A 15,605-nucleotide genomic window follows, 5' to 3' on the forward strand; every position below is an offset into this window, starting at 1 on the left:
TTTTTTTATAAAAAAATTTAAAATAAGTGTTTTTTAAAAGTATCTGTCTTAGATCATTTTTTATTTAAGTCATTTTTAAGTTTCAATTTCTACAGTAAAGCATCATAAAAAGATTGTAGTTCCCCAAGATGCTGAATTTTTTTTCTATATTAAAAAATAAACAGACTTCACTGTTTATGTTTAATTTCATTATAGCCATTTGGTTAGGTGCAATTCTAAATATTGGTTTTTATAACAAAGTACATCTTTTAACTCCATATTTTGGAGTAAAGGCTATTCTATTTTTAGCTGCTACAGTGGTTATTGTTGTTGCTGCTTATTATGCGCTCTTACAAATTTTAAATTGGAAATGGACTGCCAAATTTTTTGCAATTTTGCTGGTCTTCATTGGTGGTTTTAGCTCTTATTTTGTTAATACATTAGGTGTAATCATCTCGCCTGATCAGATTCAAAATATGATCCAAACAGATGTATCTGAAGTTTCTGATTTAGTTTCATTACGCTTTGGACTTTGGACAGTTTTCTTTGTTGTTTTACCTATTGTTTTAATTACTCAAGTAAAGCTTAAAAAAGAAAAAGTATCCCATTTGTTGTTGAAAAAAGTCGGTTCAATTGTCGCTTCTTTTGCAATTGTCGGTATTTTACTATTTACTTATTATGTCGATTTTGCTGCGATTTTTCGTGAACATCGTGATTTAAAAGGCATGATTTCTCCTCAAAATAGTATTTCTTCTTTAATGTCTTATTATCATAAGAAGGCACCCAAGAAGAACTTACCATTGATACATTATGGTGAAGATGCTCATCAAGTTCAGTCAGTACAAAAGAACCTGCCTAAATTAATGGTGCTAGTTGTCGGAGAGACAGCTCGTGCGGAAAGTTTTTCACTCAATGGTTATGCCAAAAATACGAATCCAGAGCTTTCTAAACAAGATATTTTAAATTTTTCTCAAGTTAGCTCATGTGGTACAGCAACTGCTGTTTCAGTTCCATGCATGTTCTCTGGCATGCCACGTGTTGACTATGATGAGCAATTAGCAAGTCATCGTGAAGGTCTATTGGACATTGCAAAGCGTGCAGGTTACCAAGTGACTTGGATTGACAATAATTCTGGTTGTAAAGGCGCATGTGATCGTGTAGAGCAATATCAAATTCCAGAAAAGTTAAAGCAAAAATGGTGTAAAGATGGCGAATGCTATGATGATATTTTAATTGATAGCTTAAATGAATATTTGGCTACTATTCCTAAAGAAGACACCCGCCCACGTCTAATTGTTTTACATCAAGTCGGTAGTCATGGCCCAGCCTATTACAAGCGTGCGCCTGCGGAATATCAAAAGTTTAAACCGACTTGCGATACTAATGCGATACAGGGTTGTTCTCCAACCGAATTAGTAAACAGCTATGATAATTCAATCGTATATACAGACCATGTATTAAGTCAGATGATTAATAATTTAAAAGAAGTATCGAAATATCAAACAGGTTTATGGTATTTATCTGATCATGGTGAATCAACTGGCGAACATGGTATGTATTTGCATGGGTCACCGTATGCAATTGCACCGACTCAACAAACACATGTACCAATGATTATGTGGTTCTCTAATAACTGGAAACAGCACAATCTTGCGCAAGTGAGTTGTTTAGGCCAACAAACGAAACAAAAGTTAAGTCAGGATAATTTATTCCCAAGTTTGTTAAGTATGCTGGATGTAAAAACTCAGGTCATCAACCCTCAACTGGACATGTTGCACTCTTGTGCCCATGTGAATTAAAGCGAGCCTAGAACATGACAAAAATCTTGATGATTGAAGATGATTTTATGATTGCTGAGTCAACAATAACGTTGCTGCAATATCATCAATTTGAGGTGGAGTGGGTCAATAATGGCTTGGATGGTCTGGCACAATTGGCCAAAAATAAGTTTGATATCATTTTATTAGACTTAGGTTTGCCGATGATGGATGGTATGCAGGTCTTAAAGCAAATCCGTCAAAGAGCTGTCACTCCAGTTTTAATCATTTCGGCACGAGACCAGTTACAAAACCGTGTAGATGGATTAAACCACGGTGCAGATGATTACTTAATCAAACCATACGAATTTGATGAGTTACTTGCTCGTATACATGCGCTATTACGCCGTACTGGAGTAGAGGCTCAGCTTGCGAATCATGAGCAATTATTACAAAGTGGTGATCTGGTTTTAAATGTTGAACAACATATTGCAACCTTTAAAGGCCAACGGATCGATTTGTCGAATCGAGAATGGGCAATTCTTATTCCTTTGATGAGCCACCCAAATAAAATCTTTTCTAAAGCAAATCTTGAAGATAAGTTATATGATTTCGATAGTGAGGTGACCAGTAATACGATTGAAGTATATGTGCATCACTTGAGGGCTAAACTTGGAAAAGACTTTATTCGAACTATTCGAGGGTTGGGTTACCGTTTAGGGTAATCCTCGCTTCAATTTTGGAACTTTATAAAAGTGCATTATTCATTAAAGAAACGACTGATTTGGGGCACCTCAATTTTCAGTGTCATCTTAGGTTGTATATTAATTTTTAGTGCCTATAAGGTTGCACTTCAAGAAGTTGATGAAATTTTAGATACTCAAATGCAGTATTTAGCAGAGCGAACAGCTGAATATCCATTGAAAACAGTAAGTAGTAAGTTCGATTTACACAAAACTTATCATGAAGAAGATCTCTTTGTAGACATTTGGGCTTATAAAGATCAGGCCCATTTATCTCATCATTTACATCTGTTGGTTCCACCTGTCGCACAAGCTGGTTTTTACTCGCATAAGACTAGCCAAGGCGTAGTGAGAACTTACGTTTTGCCTTTAAAAGATTACCAGATTCAGGTTAGTCAACAAGAACGAGTTCGTGAAGCTTTTGCTTGGGAACTTGCAGGAAGTATGTTTATTCCGTATTTAATTATTTTGCCATTTGCGATTTTTGCTTTAGCTGCAATTATTGGTCGAGGCCTAAAGCCGATAGATGACTTTAAAAATGAGTTGAAGGAACGCGATTCGGAAGAGTTAACTCCCATTGAAGTCTTGGACTATCCTCAAGAGTTATTGCCGACTATTGATGAAATGAACCGTCTGTTTGAGCGTATTTCTAAAGCTCAAAATGAGCAAAAACAGTTTATTGCAGATGCTGCTCATGAATTACGAACTCCTGTTACAGCGTTAAATTTACAAACTAAAATTCTAATCAGTCAATTTCCTGAGCATGAAGCGTTGCAAAATTTGAGTAAAGGATTAGCACGCATTCAGCATTTGGTCACACAGCTTTTGGCTTTGGCTAAGCAAGATGTTTCTTTAAGTGTGATTGAACCGACCAGAACTTTCCAACTCAATGATGTCGCTTTAAATTGTGTGGAACAGCTGGTTAACTTAGCTATGCAAAAAGATATTGACCTAGGATTTGTTCGTAACGAACCTATTGAAATGCATAGTGTGGAGCCAACAGTACATTCAATTATTTTCAACCTAATTGATAACGCAATCAAATACACGCCTCATGAAGGAATGATAAATATTTCAGTTTTTACTGCTACAGATGGCGATGCATGTATACAAATTGAAGATAGCGGTGCAGGGATTGACCCTGAACATTATGATAAAGTTTTAAAACGTTTTTATCGTGTACACCACCACCTTGAAGTGGGTAGTGGCTTAGGTTTATCAATTGTTGACCGAGCGACTCAGCGTTTAGGTGGAACTTTGACGCTAGATCGAAGCTTAGAGCTTGGTGGGCTTTCTGTTCTGGTTAAACTGCCTAAAACTCTACATAGTCATGAAACAAGAGCTTGATTTATACAAGTTCTTGTTTGATTCGTTTTTCAAATTCAAAGCGGTGAATACAAATCCTGTAAAATAAGATATTTACTGCCCAAACGACCCAACCTGTCCATAAATTGTGGCTCAGGAAATGCGCGCCACGCATCATTTGCCCCCAACCCATTAGAAAGCCTAAGATGATGCCAGCGATAAGATAAAAATAGGCACGTTTAGGTTGCTCAAGACGATAAACAAAATAGCCTGTCATTAAAATAAAGCCTGCGCTTGCATGACCACCTGGAAAGCAATGACCATGTGTAGAAGTAAAGTCCCACACATAACTTAAAGTAATTGGATGAACCATATTCCAAGGGCAGGCGTGAGCAGATTGTGATTTTAATAAGCCAACTATACCGCTACCAATCATGCTCACAAAAAACATATAGCCATATTGCCAGCGATAAAGCTTCAATTTTTCTACTTTGAATGACGCAATCCACAGACCTAAAAAGATCACATAAACGGTGGTGATGATTTGTTTTACGATTTCATGGTTAAGCCGTACAAGGTACCAATTGTCCCGATTAAAAAAATGACCTGTTGAATCCATCCAAGGGTGGATGAAATACATATCAATTTTCCCACCCACCGGAAATATAAATAAAAGTATAAAAAAACTAAGGGCAAGAAAAATAAGCTGAAGTTGAAAAAATTGTTTTTGTTGGTTCATCGCGCTGCAACATCAATTTGAGTGTGAGTTGAAGGCATTACATAAAATAAAACTTAAATTGTTCTTAAACTAAACAAATTTTAATGTTTAAATAAAGTTGATTTTAAAAATAATATTGATGATTCATAGATATATATTATTTACTTATAGAAATTATGTGGTGTTTTTTTAGCCATTTTGGTCTGTGAGAACTTTTGAAATAATGATAAGCAGAATATTTAACCCTGCTTATCAATCCCTGAATTAGAACATACCTTCTTCGGAGTTTGCAGAAATTTTATGAATGGATAAATCTGCACCTCTAAACTCATCTTCTTGAGATAAACGAATACCAATGGTCGCTTTGAGTAAGCCGTAGACAATAAAACCACCAGCGAGCGCAATGGCAATCGCAAGTACTGTGCCAATGAGCTGTGAGGCAAAAGATACACCGCCTAAACCACCAAGCCATTGTTGACCAAATAGACCTACTGCAATACCACCAAATGCACCACACACACCATGTAACGGCCATACACCCAACACATCATCAACTTTGAGTTTGTTTTGTGTGTAGGTAAATAGGTACACAAACATCGCACCAGCTGCACCACCAATGACAAGCGCACTAATTGGATGAACAATGTCAGACCCTGCACAGATTGCCACTAAGCCTGCAAGTGGACCGTTGTGTAAGAAACCTGGGTCATTTTTACCAATCGCATTTGCTGTAATTGTTCCCCCAACCATTGCCATGAGTGAGTTAATGGCAACTAGACCAGAAATAGCATCTACACGCTGAGCACTCATCACGTTAAAGCCAAACCAGCCGACAATTAAAATCCATGAACCCAGTGCCAAAAATGGAATAGAAGAGGGCGGGTGAGCACTTACACGACCATCTTTCTTATAACGACCAGAACGTGCCCCCAATAAAATGACCGCAGCAAGCGCAATCCAACCCCCCATAGCATGCACTACAACTGAACCAGCAAAGTCATGAAAAGCTGCCCCAAAGGTTGTTTCTAACCACTTTTGCAGACCATAGTTACCGTTCCAGACCATGCCTTCGAAAAATGGATAAACCAGCGCAACTAAAGCGAGTGTTGCAATGGCTTGAGAACGCATTTTTGCACGTTCAGCAATACCACCCGAAATAATGGCAGGAATTGCAGCAGCAAAAGTGAGTAAAAAGAAACAACGCATAAGGTTGTAGCCATGATCGCTTGATAAAACCGTACCATCATGGAAGAAATGCTGACCATAAGAAATATAGTAGCCAACAAAGAAATATGCGATTGCTGAAAGGGCAAAGTCAGTCAGAATTTTACTCAGTGCGTTCACCTGATTTTTATGGCGAACTGTACCAAGTTCCAAGAATGCAAAACCTGCGTGCATGGCAAGAACCAAAACAGCACCAAGTAATAAGAAAAATAGATCTACATTTTGCATAGCATGCTCGAAAAAAGTGCTAAATTCCATTTTGGAACAAATCTGGGTCTGTAAATTGCACCAAAATAGATTTAAGGAATCTAAAAACCTAAGTTTGTCGAAACAAACTCAATTGCATAAAAGTGAATATGCAATAAGCGCACCAATTTAGATTAGATAATGGGATTTTGACGACAAATGGTGCGTAGAGTTGCTCGAGATAAGGGCGACACTCATGCTTTTATGTTAAAAATCATCTAATACGCTTATAAATTGACCTAAAAAAGTTCGTTATTAAAATTTAAAAAAGTTGTTTGTATTTGAACTAATGATTCGACCAAACTTCCTGAGCAACGTCAATGAATGCTTTCACAGCTGGACTCATATGCTTTTTATTTTTCACTGCGAGTCCAATAGAACGTTTAAGGTTCGGTTTAAAAGGGCGTTTAACTACATTTGGATAGAGTGAGAGTAACCCTTTGGTGATGACCATATCAGACACAATGGAAACACCTAACTGGTTGTGGACCATGCTAACGATACTCAGAATTTGTGACACATAAAATTTGATGTCTGGTTTCACATTAAAGTTTTTTAAAATTAATTCGACCTGATGTCTACTGCCTGCCATTGTCATAATAAAAGGGCAGTTTTCTAGTTGTGCTGGATCAATATAGAGTTGTTGCGCCAGTGGGTAACCATTCGGAATTAGGGCAACAAAACGGTCTTCGATTAAAGGGAATGTATCGAACCGCTCATCTGGCATAATCAAAAAACCGACTTCTATACGCCGTTCCAATAACCATTGAGCTACTTCTTTATCCTCACCTTCATCGATATAAATTTCGATTTTAGGGTAGCGCTGCCGAAAGCTTTCTAAAATTTCAGGCAATAGATAAATGGATGATGAAGCCCCAAAAGATCCGATATGTAATGTGCCTTCATTTAATCCATGGATCGCAGCTACTTCTTTTTCTAATGTGTTGGAAATACTCAATAGCTCTTTTACATGAGTGAGTAACTGCTGGCCTGTTGTAGTCAGTTCAATATCACTTTGAGTTCTTGAAATGAGGTTAATGCCCCATTGTTGTTCTAATGACTTAAGGGCATGAGAAACTGCCGACTGCGAAATTCCCAGCTTTTCTGCTGTAGCAGTAAAGCTTTTTAGTTCAGCAATAAGTGCGAAAATTTCAAGCTGGGTAAATGTCATGTTGTATTTGTTATGAGTAAAAACTCATTTTATCATGAGTTTTCATTATCTTTAATATATGAGTAAGCCAAAGGAATTACCAAAAAATAGCAAGCCCTTCAACCAAACTCGAGTAAAGAAATGAATAGCATTGTTTTATCTCTTTTTCCCTTAGTTGCATTAATTGCATCGGGATACCTGTTTAAAAAATATCGTTTTTTTAGCGATGAGTTTTGGGCTGGGGCAGAGAAGCTCAATTACTATATTTTATTTCCCGCTTTGCTTTTTAGTACGCTATCGACTGCGAAAATTGACTTACAAAGCTTGAGTACAGCCATCATTGCCATGTTGATTGTAGTTTTGGCAGTCACCATTTTCTTGTACCTACTTCGTGTGTTTTGGCACATACCACCTGCACGTTTTGGAGTGCATGTACAAAGTATGGTTCGCTTTAATACTTATATTGGTTTGGCGTTAGTGACTTCGCTTTTTAAAAGTGAAGGAATGGCAATTCTGGCAATTTTATTGGCGCTTTGCATTCCACTTGTGAACGTTATTTCGGTGCTTGCTCTAACTTCTAAAGAACACATGGCGATTAAGCCTGTTTTGATTGCGCTTCTTAAAAACCCGTTAATTGCATCGTGTGTGGTGGGAGCGGTAGTCAATGCACTTCACATCCCGATTTGGGACGGCATTGCTAACTTTATTAAACTTTTTTCAGCATCGAGTTTGCCACTGGGTCTGTTATGTGTGGGCGCAGCTTTACAGTTTATGCAAATTAAAAAAGATATTGTCGTGTTGGCGGCAGACACTTTTGCACGACTTTTAGCAGTGCCTGCTTTAGCCTATGTGGTCTGCATGTGGTTTGGTTTACCAAGTCTACAAACACAAATTTTAGTCATTTTCTTTGCGTTACCGACTGCTTCTGCATCATACATTTTAACCAAAGTTTTGGGTGGCGACAGCCAACTCATGGCAGCAGTAATCAGCTTTCAAACCTTATGTGCAGCTGTGACTTTACCAGTAGTGATTTGGTGGATCTCTTAAGTTATAAACATTTAGGTAAGACACGTTCTATTTTTTAAAAATTAACGTGCCGATTCTTATTTAAAGAATGCTTTGCTACCTTCCTCATCTGATTATTGCTACACTTTTTTCTTTTTCAGGTGGATGAGTATGTCCTTTGATCTCAAAGTGAGCTTGCAGCAAAGGTCTGAACCGTCTGCACAGCAGAAAAAACTTAATCACCTGATTGATAAAATAGAACAGCAAAAAGTTAGCCTTAGCATATGGCAAAATGCGCAAGCTGAGATTCAACAGCACATAAGGCAAAAACTGATGCCTGTGTATAGCGATTTGCATGAAGTCTTATTTCAGCAGTTGGATCAACTTTGGAATATGTTGCATAGCCATGATTTTTCCAAAGTAGATATGCAACAACTTGATGAAAAAATTGCCCAGCTTGCACAAATGTTGAAGCGCTCCAAAATGCTGTCTGCTGAACAGTTGGAGCTAGTGAAGCAGCTCGATACCTTTTATCAGCAACATGCGGGGGAGTCGGCAAAAAAGACTAAAAAAGCTCAGTCAATAAAATCTGAATATGAAGAAAGTGCTGATCGAAGTGCAGAACTTGAAGAAGACTTTGAACAATATGCTGCTGAGCAACAACAAGCGCGAGAACAAGCCAAACAGCAAAGGCAACAACAGAAACGTGAGCAAGCAGAGCAAATGGCAGCGCAGTCGTTAAAAACAGTTTATTTAAAAATTGCCGCGATGATTCACCCAGACCGTGAGCAGGATGAAACCAAAAAAGAAGAAAAAACTGAGTTGTTCCAACAAGCAAGTCAGGCCTATGAAAAGCAGGATTTGTTTTATTTACTCAAACTCCAGTTACAGCTTGAACAGAATAAGGGGCTAGGTGCTAAAGAACTATCTGCGGAGCAGTTGAGGTTTTATAAACTGGCTTTGGATGCACAAAGTCAGCAGCTTGAAAGCCAAATAGCTGAGATTTTAGATTCTTTTCAGTTAGCCAAGAATGTGAAAGCAGAGCATGTACACATTAGTGATGTTTATAAAGCTATAGATGCTGACTGTGCTGAGTTAAAGCAGCAGGTGAAGTGGGAAAAGGAACGTTTAAAGCATATGAAAAAGGTGAGTGGAGTGGAGATGTTGTTGGGGCATGGGGTTTTAGTTTATTAGATAATACTCCAAAGTACTTAATCTATAGCAGGAGTAATTAGCTTTCAGAAGTTATATGATGTCATGAGATTAGTAGTGATGATTTAGTGAAGTTGAAAATAAATATTTAATATCTAAATTGTTAGAAAAAATGTAATTTAATACTAAAAAGATTTATATAATTTACTTAATATTTTTTTAATTAAGAAGGGGGTAAGATGAATAAAACTGATTTATTACGTGAAAGTATACTTGATACGCAACAAACAATTAGGGCTATTGATGTTAAAGCAGGTTTTTTCCTAGTTTTTTTATGTTTACCATTAAGTGAAATGGATAAAATTACAATAGGATTAAGTAAGTTAGTAGAACTTCATGATTTTTGGATATTTTTGATAATATTGGATTTTTTATTATGGGTCGTTAGTTTGTTAATATTAGTATTTTCAGTTTTTCCTTTGAGTAACCCGAAAGATTCTATTGATTTTGATGGTTATCAAGATCATCCTAAAGGTGTAATATTTGGAGGCTATTTATTTCCAAAACTTGAATTTTTATCAGCTTTTAATGTTTTTCATATTCCTAAAGCAAATACTAAATTTGTTGATGAGAAAAAATATATTGACTCATTAGATTCTATTAAAATTGAAGATGAACTTTTATTTGAAAGGATGAAATTAATTTCGATTAGAGATATAAAAATTAAAAGAATGCAAAAAGCACTTTTAACTACAATTTTTTGGGTAGCAATAAGTTTTTTAACGTGGTTAGCGGTAATTATCTTAAATTAATATAAGGGGAAGTTATGAGTCATTCATTGGGATTAAATCAACAGGAATATAATCAATTAAGACAAAAAGTAATGTCGGCGTGTATTTTAAGTTTAGATCAAGCAGAGAATGAATGGGAATATACAGGGGCGAGTAAAAAACTTATTGAAAAATCAATGGGTATGGAAGACAGTTCAGAAAGCTTAATGGTATTTGATAGTGCTGTACCCTCGGATATTCCAGGACATGAGTTAGTAGACAAGGCCCAGATTAACGAATTCATTGCTCTAGTATGTGATATTAGAAAATCTACTCAACGATTAAGTACAAACTTAGCTGATGCTCAAGTGAACGGTATTCAAAGAGTTTTTTACGAAACCTCTGCACTTTTACCAAGTTTAGAAGTAGTAATTGATCATTTTAGTGGGGCGGTTACAGAATATTTGGGGGATGGGATTTTAGGTTTTTTTCCTTACTTAAATGATGATGATTTATATAATTCTTACTATGCATCAATTGGTTGTATGGAAATGGTTAGAACAATAGTGAATTTAGAACTTAAGAAGAGATATAATTTACCTGCACTTGATATAGGTATTGGTATGGCTTGTGGCCCTGCAATGGTTAGGAAAGTTGCTAAAAAGCATGTAAAAGCATTCGGAAGGTGTGTTTGGACAGCTAGCAAATTATCTGGTGGTACAAATTTAATTCTGATTGATGACGGCTTACGGGCTAAGTGGCCAAAAAGTCAAAATGGAGCTATTAGCTTTAGAAATAAACAATTAATGAAAGAAGTGGAAGGATATAAATTATATCCACAATAAAATAGATAAAGGGCTGAATAATCAGCCCCTTAATCTACAGATTAAATTGTGAAATTTAAAGATTAAAGCGCAGCAATCTGTTCCATATTCGCTTTAACTTTCTCTAACTGAGCAGCAAACTCAGCAAGCTTCGCTTTTTCACCTTCAACAACTGCTGCTGGTGCTTTAGATACAAAGCCTTCGTTTGCAAGTTTGCCCGCGATTTGGTCGTGTTGCTTTTGGATTTTATCCAAGTCTTTTTGCAAACGAGCAAGCTCAGCTTTAGGGTCAATTAAGCCTTTCATTGGTACAAATACCGATGCATGGCTAACAACGCTAGAGCAAGACAAAGGTGGTTCTTGGTCTTTATTCAAGAACTCAATGCTTTCAACTTTAGCCAATGCTTTGAACAATGCTTCAATACGAATGATTTGTTCACGTTCAGCGTCAGACGTGTTTTGAAGTAATACTGGCAACAAGCGCGCATTACCTAAGCCTAACTCACCACGAATGTTACGTACCGCACCAATTAAACCTTGAAGCCATTGCATGTCTGCTTCAGCTTGTTCATTGATTTTTGCTTGCTCAGGAATAGGGTATTGAGCAGTCATAATCGTTGGACCGCCTTTACCAAGCATTGGTGCAAGCGTTTGCCAGATTTCTTCTGTCAAATACGGCATTAACGGATGAGCTAAACGTAAAGAAGCTTCCATCACTGCAAGCAATACACGGCGTACTTCAGCTTTACGCTCTTCGGCAACGTCTGCATCGTTAAGAACTGGTTTAGTTAACTCAACATACCAGTCACAGTATTCATTCCAGATAAAGTCGTAAATCGCTTGTGCAGCAAGGTCTAAACGGTAAGTTGCAAATGCTTGGTGTACGGCAGCTTCAGCTTTTTGCAGACGGCTCATAATCCATTGTTCTGGAAGTTCCCAAAGATCAGGACGAGCGTCAGTACCAACAGTTTGACCTTCAACATTCATCAGAACGAAACGAGTCGCGTTCCAGATTTTGTTACAGAAGTTACGATAGCCTTCAACACGTTTTAAGTCGAACTTGATGTCACGACCAGTGTTTGCAAGCGCACAGAACGTGAAACGAACTGCGTCAGTACCATAAGCATTAATGCCTTCTGGGAACTCTTTGCGCGTTGATTTTTCAATCTTCGCGGCATCTTTCGGGTTCATTAGGCCAGTCGTACGTTTTGCCACTAAGCTTTCTAAATCAATACCGTCAATCAAGTCTAATGGGTCAAGGACGTTACCTTTAGACTTAGACATTTTTTGACCTTCACCATCACGTACCAAGCCGTGAACGTAAACAGTCTTAAATGGAACTTGAGATGAACCGTCTTCATTTTTCATGAAGTGCAGGGTCATCATGATCATGCGGGCAACCCAGAAGAAAATGATGTCAAAACCAGTGACCAACACATCTGTTGGGTGGAAAGTTTTTAAGAAATCATTTAAATCATCTTGCTTCGCATTGCCAGTCCAACCTAAGGTTGAGAAAGTCCAAAGCGCAGAAGAGAACCATGTATCAAGAACGTCTTCGTCTTGTTTAAGTTCAACGTCAGCAGCGATATTGTTCTTCGCGCGTACTTCTTCTTCGTTACGACCCACATAGATGTTGCCATTCGCATCGTACCAAGCTGGAATACGGTGACCCCACCAAAGCTGACGTGAAATACACCAGTCTTGAATGTCACGCATCCATGCCATATACATGTTGCTGTACTGCTCTGGAACAAACTTAATACGGCCATCTTGAACTGCTTCAATTGCAGGTTCAGCAAGCGGAGCAATTTTTACATACCATTGGTCAGTTAATAATGGCTCAATGATCACGCCTGAACGGTCGCCACGTGGAGCTTTTAAGTCATACGGTTGGATTTGATCTAACCAGCCTTCAGCTTCTGCTTGAGCAACTAATTTTTTACGTGCTGCGAAGCGTTCTAAACCAGCGTATTCCGCAGGTGCAGTAATGGTTTTAGAAATTTGTTCGCCAGCTTTTGCAATATATTCAAACTCACCCAAAACTTCGGCATTTTTGTTGAATATATTAATGATTGGCAAACTATTGCGTTTACCTAGGTCATAGTCGTTAAAGTCATGGGCAGGCGTGATTTTTACACAGCCAGTACCGAAATCTTTTTCAACGTAGTCGTCAGCAACGATTGGAATTAAACGACCAGTAATTGGCAATACAATATTTTTACCAACAAGGTGTGCATAACGCTCATCTTCAGGGTGAACAGCAACCGCAGTATCGCCCAGTAAAGTTTCAGGACGAGTCGTTGCAACTACTAGATAGTCTTTGCCATCTTGAGTTTTAACTGATTTATCTTCAAAGAAATATTTAAAGTGCCAAAGTGAGCCTTTTTCTTCTTTGCTTTCTACTTCAAGGTCAGAAAGAGCAGTTTGAAGTTTAGGATCCCAGTTTACAAGGCGCTTACCACGGTAAATTAAACCGTCTTCGTGCAAGCGAACGAACACTTCTTTAACTGCGTTCGACAAACCTTCGTCCATCGTGAAGCGTTCACGTGACCAGTCTACAGATGAACCTAAACGACGAATTTGTTTCGTAATCGTGCCGCCAGATTGTTCTTTCCATTCCCAAACTTTTTCGATGAACTTATCACGGCCCAAGTCATGACGAGTCACACCTTGTAAGCCAAGTTGACGCTCAACAACCATTTGAGTTGCAATACCCGCATGGTCAGTACCTGGTTGCCACAAGGTGTTTTTACCCATCATACGGTTATAACGGGTGAGGGCATCCATAATGGCATTGTTAAAGCCATGGCCCATGTGCAAACTACCAGTGACGTTTGGTGGCGGAATCATGATACAGAATGATTCACCGTGACCAGAAGGTTTGAAGTAACCTTGTTCTTCCCACGTTTGGTACCACTTCTTTTCGATCTCGGTTGGATCGTATGTGGTCGCAATATTTTGAGCGGTTTGAGCGTCAGTCATAGTAGCTTAGATCGAATATGCATAAAAAATTGCACCTATTGTAGCAAAAAAATGCCTCGAAATTAATGTGCTGAAAACAGATAAACGGTTTTGTATTTTTTTCAAAAAACGGTAGATTTATGAAAGATGGATCACAATTTAATCGTGTAGAGACACGGCACAAAAATTACAAAAGAATTGAAAAAGGATGTTGCTCATGAGTTATGAAGTTTTTTTGAAAATTTCCGATTCAACTTATACCCAATTCGAGACCATTCGGCAGAAACTGCATGATGGGGTAAGCCAAAGTCAGGCAAAACCCTTAGGGGATGTATTGTCTGACCTTTCTTGTGAAATTATTGAGCAGGTTTTTTCTGTACTTTTACAGTCAGGGAATACAACCATGTCCCCAAAACAGCAAGCTGAGTCTGAAAAAGTGGTTCAGCAGGTTTTGGAAACTTTTCGAAAATACATGCCTTGGTCAGTTTCATTCTTTGGAAATGAACGTCTTTTACCTTTAGTCGATTACATGACATCTCTGATGAAAGAGCAGGGACAGCAAGTTTATATTACCTATCCAGTTACCCTCCAACTCGTGCAACAAGCCGAAACCCTGACTCAGCAAATTCGTGATGGGAATATGCAGAGTGTTGCAGCTGCTTTTGATACCCTCATTCAAATTGTAGATTTAGGCGTAACAAGCCTAGTACGTGAACCTAAAAAGCGTTTAAAATTTAATTTAGTTGTCGATAAAACCCTGAATGGGGTGATCAACATGACGACGCATTTGGGCTATAAACGTTTGGAAAAGTTAGGTACACAGGTCGATCAGACCACAGCAACTCATTATATCAACCACTTTTTGGCCTTCATGCATCAAGCAGCATAATTTAAAAAGATAATAGGAACATAAAGCATGGCCAAACTTGATACTTTGCAAAATAAAGTGGTATGGATTACGGGAGCATCTTCTGGTCTGGGTAAGGCCTTAGCAGGCGAGTTGGCTTTGCAAGGGGCGGAGGTGATTTTGACCTCGCGTCGTTTTGATGAATTAGAAGTAGTTCGAGTGGGTTTGTTAAATCCAGATCATCATTTATCTGTGGTTGCAGATATTACTGATGAAAAGCAGGTACAAGAAGCCTATGAGCAGATTTTAAAAGCGAAAGGGCGAATTGACTGGCTCATTAATAATGCAGGTTTGAGCCAACGTGCTTTAATTGAAGATACGACGATGGCAACTGAACGGGCCATTATGGAAGTCGACTATTTCTCACAAGTGGCGTTAACCAAAACTGTGCTTCCGACCATGCTAAAACAAAAGTCTGGTCGAGTTGTATTTGTGTCGAGTGTGGCGGGTTTATTAGGAACGCAGTACCGTGCAAGTTATTCGGCTGCTAAAGCTGCAATTCATATGTGGGCAAATAGTTTACGTGCCGAGGTCTCAGATCAAGGTGTTGAAGTTTCTGTGATTTTCCCAGGCTTTGTAAAAACTAACGTTTCTTTTAATGCGTTAAATGGTGCTGGACAACCTCAAGGTCATCAAGATGAAGCAATTGAAAATGGTTTAGAGGCAGATGTATTTGCAGAGCAATCTGTAAAAGCATTAATGCAAGGCCAAGAATATATTGTTGTTGGTGGAGCAAAAGAAAAACTAGGGGTTATGGTTTCTCGGATGTCACCAAAACTTCTTTATAAAATGATTCGGAAAACAAAAGTAAAATAAAAAAGTGATTTTGTCGTGCTAAATTGATGGAAAACCCGCATAGAAGGTT

Annotated in this window: 13 protein-coding genes; 9 read left to right on the top strand and 4 right to left on the bottom strand. The window is 38.1% G+C overall.

Translation table 11 applies throughout. From position 1 onward, the window contains the following. The first annotated feature begins 128 nt into the window (after window positions 1-128). The 3 genes from ACLBWE_RS14570 to ACLBWE_RS14580 are packed head-to-tail and all read left to right on the top strand — an operon-like array spanning window position 129 to window position 3,826. Window positions 129-1,778 carry a phosphoethanolamine transferase gene (locus tag ACLBWE_RS14570; protein WP_447603716.1) on the top strand — a complete coding sequence of 550 codons (1,650 nt, stop codon included), beginning with the start codon at window positions 129-131 and terminating at the stop codon, window positions 1,776-1,778. A 14-nt stretch (window positions 1,779-1,792) separates the two neighbouring features. Further along, window positions 1,793-2,461 carry a response regulator transcription factor gene (locus ACLBWE_RS14575; protein ID WP_151743362.1) on the top strand — a complete coding sequence of 223 codons (669 nt, stop codon included), beginning with the start codon at window positions 1,793-1,795 and terminating at the stop codon, window positions 2,459-2,461. 30 nt (window positions 2,462-2,491) lie between these two features. After that, a complete protein-coding gene (locus tag ACLBWE_RS14580) occupies window positions 2,492-3,826 on the top strand; it encodes an ATP-binding protein (RefSeq protein WP_424611863.1) in 1,335 nt (444 codons plus the stop codon). Window position 3,827: 1 nt separating this feature from the next. On the opposite strand, the gene ACLBWE_RS14585 is transcribed toward ACLBWE_RS14580, so the two are convergent. From ACLBWE_RS14585 to ACLBWE_RS14595, 3 genes are all read right to left on the bottom strand, one after another. Beyond that, entirely contained in the window at window positions 3,828-4,523 is a 696-nt protein-coding gene (locus ACLBWE_RS14585) for a phosphatase PAP2 family protein (RefSeq protein WP_447603719.1), read from the bottom strand. 243 nt (window positions 4,524-4,766) lie between these two features. Beyond that, window positions 4,767-5,954 (bottom strand): ammonium transporter, encoded by a 1,188-nt coding sequence (locus ACLBWE_RS14590; RefSeq protein WP_347019577.1) that lies wholly within the window; start codon window positions 5,952-5,954, stop codon window positions 4,767-4,769. 304 nt (window positions 5,955-6,258) lie between these two features. Further along, window positions 6,259-7,143: a LysR family transcriptional regulator gene (locus ACLBWE_RS14595; RefSeq protein ID WP_447603722.1), complete on the bottom strand. Its 885-nt coding sequence runs from the start codon at window positions 7,141-7,143 to the stop codon at window positions 6,259-6,261. 120 nt (window positions 7,144-7,263) lie between these two features. Between ACLBWE_RS14595 and ACLBWE_RS14600 the strand changes: the two genes are divergently transcribed. The 4 genes from ACLBWE_RS14600 to ACLBWE_RS14615 all read left to right on the top strand — a co-directional run bounded on the left by ACLBWE_RS14600 (window position 7,264) and on the right by ACLBWE_RS14615 (window position 10,894). Beyond that, window positions 7,264-8,169 (top strand): AEC family transporter, encoded by a 906-nt coding sequence (locus tag ACLBWE_RS14600; protein ID WP_447603724.1) that lies wholly within the window; start codon window positions 7,264-7,266, stop codon window positions 8,167-8,169. Window positions 8,170-8,298: 129 nt separating this feature from the next. Beyond that, window positions 8,299-9,321 (top strand): molecular chaperone DnaJ, encoded by a 1,023-nt coding sequence (locus ACLBWE_RS14605; protein ID WP_447603726.1) that lies wholly within the window; start codon window positions 8,299-8,301, stop codon window positions 9,319-9,321. A 197-nt stretch (window positions 9,322-9,518) separates the two neighbouring features. Continuing rightward, the gene (locus tag ACLBWE_RS14610; RefSeq protein ID WP_447603728.1) at window positions 9,519-10,091 is read left to right on the top strand and encodes a hypothetical protein; all 573 of its coding nucleotides are present in this window, start codon (window positions 9,519-9,521) and stop codon (window positions 10,089-10,091) included. A 14-nt stretch (window positions 10,092-10,105) separates the two neighbouring features. Next, on the top strand, window positions 10,106-10,894 hold the full coding sequence (locus tag ACLBWE_RS14615; protein WP_447603730.1) for a hypothetical protein: 789 nt from the start codon (window positions 10,106-10,108) through the stop codon (window positions 10,892-10,894). A 62-nt stretch (window positions 10,895-10,956) separates the two neighbouring features. On the opposite strand, the gene ACLBWE_RS14620 is transcribed toward ACLBWE_RS14615, so the two are convergent. Next, a complete protein-coding gene (locus tag ACLBWE_RS14620) occupies window positions 10,957-13,854 on the bottom strand; it encodes a valine--tRNA ligase (RefSeq protein WP_447603732.1) in 2,898 nt (965 codons plus the stop codon). Between the two features lie 196 nt (window positions 13,855-14,050). On the opposite strand from ACLBWE_RS14620, the gene ACLBWE_RS14625 reads away from it, so the two are divergent. Both ACLBWE_RS14625 and ACLBWE_RS14630 read left to right on the top strand, forming a co-directional pair. Beyond that, window positions 14,051-14,722 (top strand): hypothetical protein, encoded by a 672-nt coding sequence (locus tag ACLBWE_RS14625; protein ID WP_005036445.1) that lies wholly within the window; start codon window positions 14,051-14,053, stop codon window positions 14,720-14,722. A 27-nt stretch (window positions 14,723-14,749) separates the two neighbouring features. Continuing rightward, window positions 14,750-15,556, top strand: a complete 807-nt coding sequence (locus ACLBWE_RS14630) for an SDR family NAD(P)-dependent oxidoreductase (protein WP_424611868.1) — start codon at window positions 14,750-14,752, stop codon at window positions 15,554-15,556. Window positions 15,557-15,605: the final 49 nt, after the last annotated feature.

Source organism: Acinetobacter sp. M5A5_2a (assembly GCF_053345265.1).

Bases quoted from the DNA above. Each gene is read 5' to 3' on its own strand.
- ACLBWE_RS14570 (WP_447603716.1), top strand. From the start codon at position 129: ATGCTGAATTTTTTTTCTATATTAAAAAATAAACAGACTTCACTGTTT.
- ACLBWE_RS14575 (WP_151743362.1), top strand. From the start codon at position 1,793: ATGACAAAAATCTTGATGATTGAAGATGATTTTATGATTGCTGAGTCA.
- ACLBWE_RS14585 (WP_447603719.1), bottom strand. From the start codon at position 4,523: ATGAACCAACAAAAACAATTTTTTCAACTTCAGCTTATTTTTCTTGCC.
- ACLBWE_RS14590 (WP_347019577.1), bottom strand. From the start codon at position 5,954: ATGCAAAATGTAGATCTATTTTTCTTATTACTTGGTGCTGTTTTGGTT.
- ACLBWE_RS14595 (WP_447603722.1), bottom strand. From the start codon at position 7,143: ATGACATTTACCCAGCTTGAAATTTTCGCACTTATTGCTGAACTAAAA.
- ACLBWE_RS14600 (WP_447603724.1), top strand. From the start codon at position 7,264: ATGAATAGCATTGTTTTATCTCTTTTTCCCTTAGTTGCATTAATTGCA.
- ACLBWE_RS14605 (WP_447603726.1), top strand. From the start codon at position 8,299: ATGTCCTTTGATCTCAAAGTGAGCTTGCAGCAAAGGTCTGAACCGTCT.
- ACLBWE_RS14610 (WP_447603728.1), top strand. From the start codon at position 9,519: ATGAATAAAACTGATTTATTACGTGAAAGTATACTTGATACGCAACAA.
- ACLBWE_RS14615 (WP_447603730.1), top strand. From the start codon at position 10,106: ATGAGTCATTCATTGGGATTAAATCAACAGGAATATAATCAATTAAGA.
- ACLBWE_RS14620 (WP_447603732.1), bottom strand. From the start codon at position 13,854: ATGACTGACGCTCAAACCGCTCAAAATATTGCGACCACATACGATCCA.
- ACLBWE_RS14625 (WP_005036445.1), top strand. From the start codon at position 14,051: ATGAGTTATGAAGTTTTTTTGAAAATTTCCGATTCAACTTATACCCAA.
- ACLBWE_RS14630 (WP_424611868.1), top strand. From the start codon at position 14,750: ATGGCCAAACTTGATACTTTGCAAAATAAAGTGGTATGGATTACGGGA.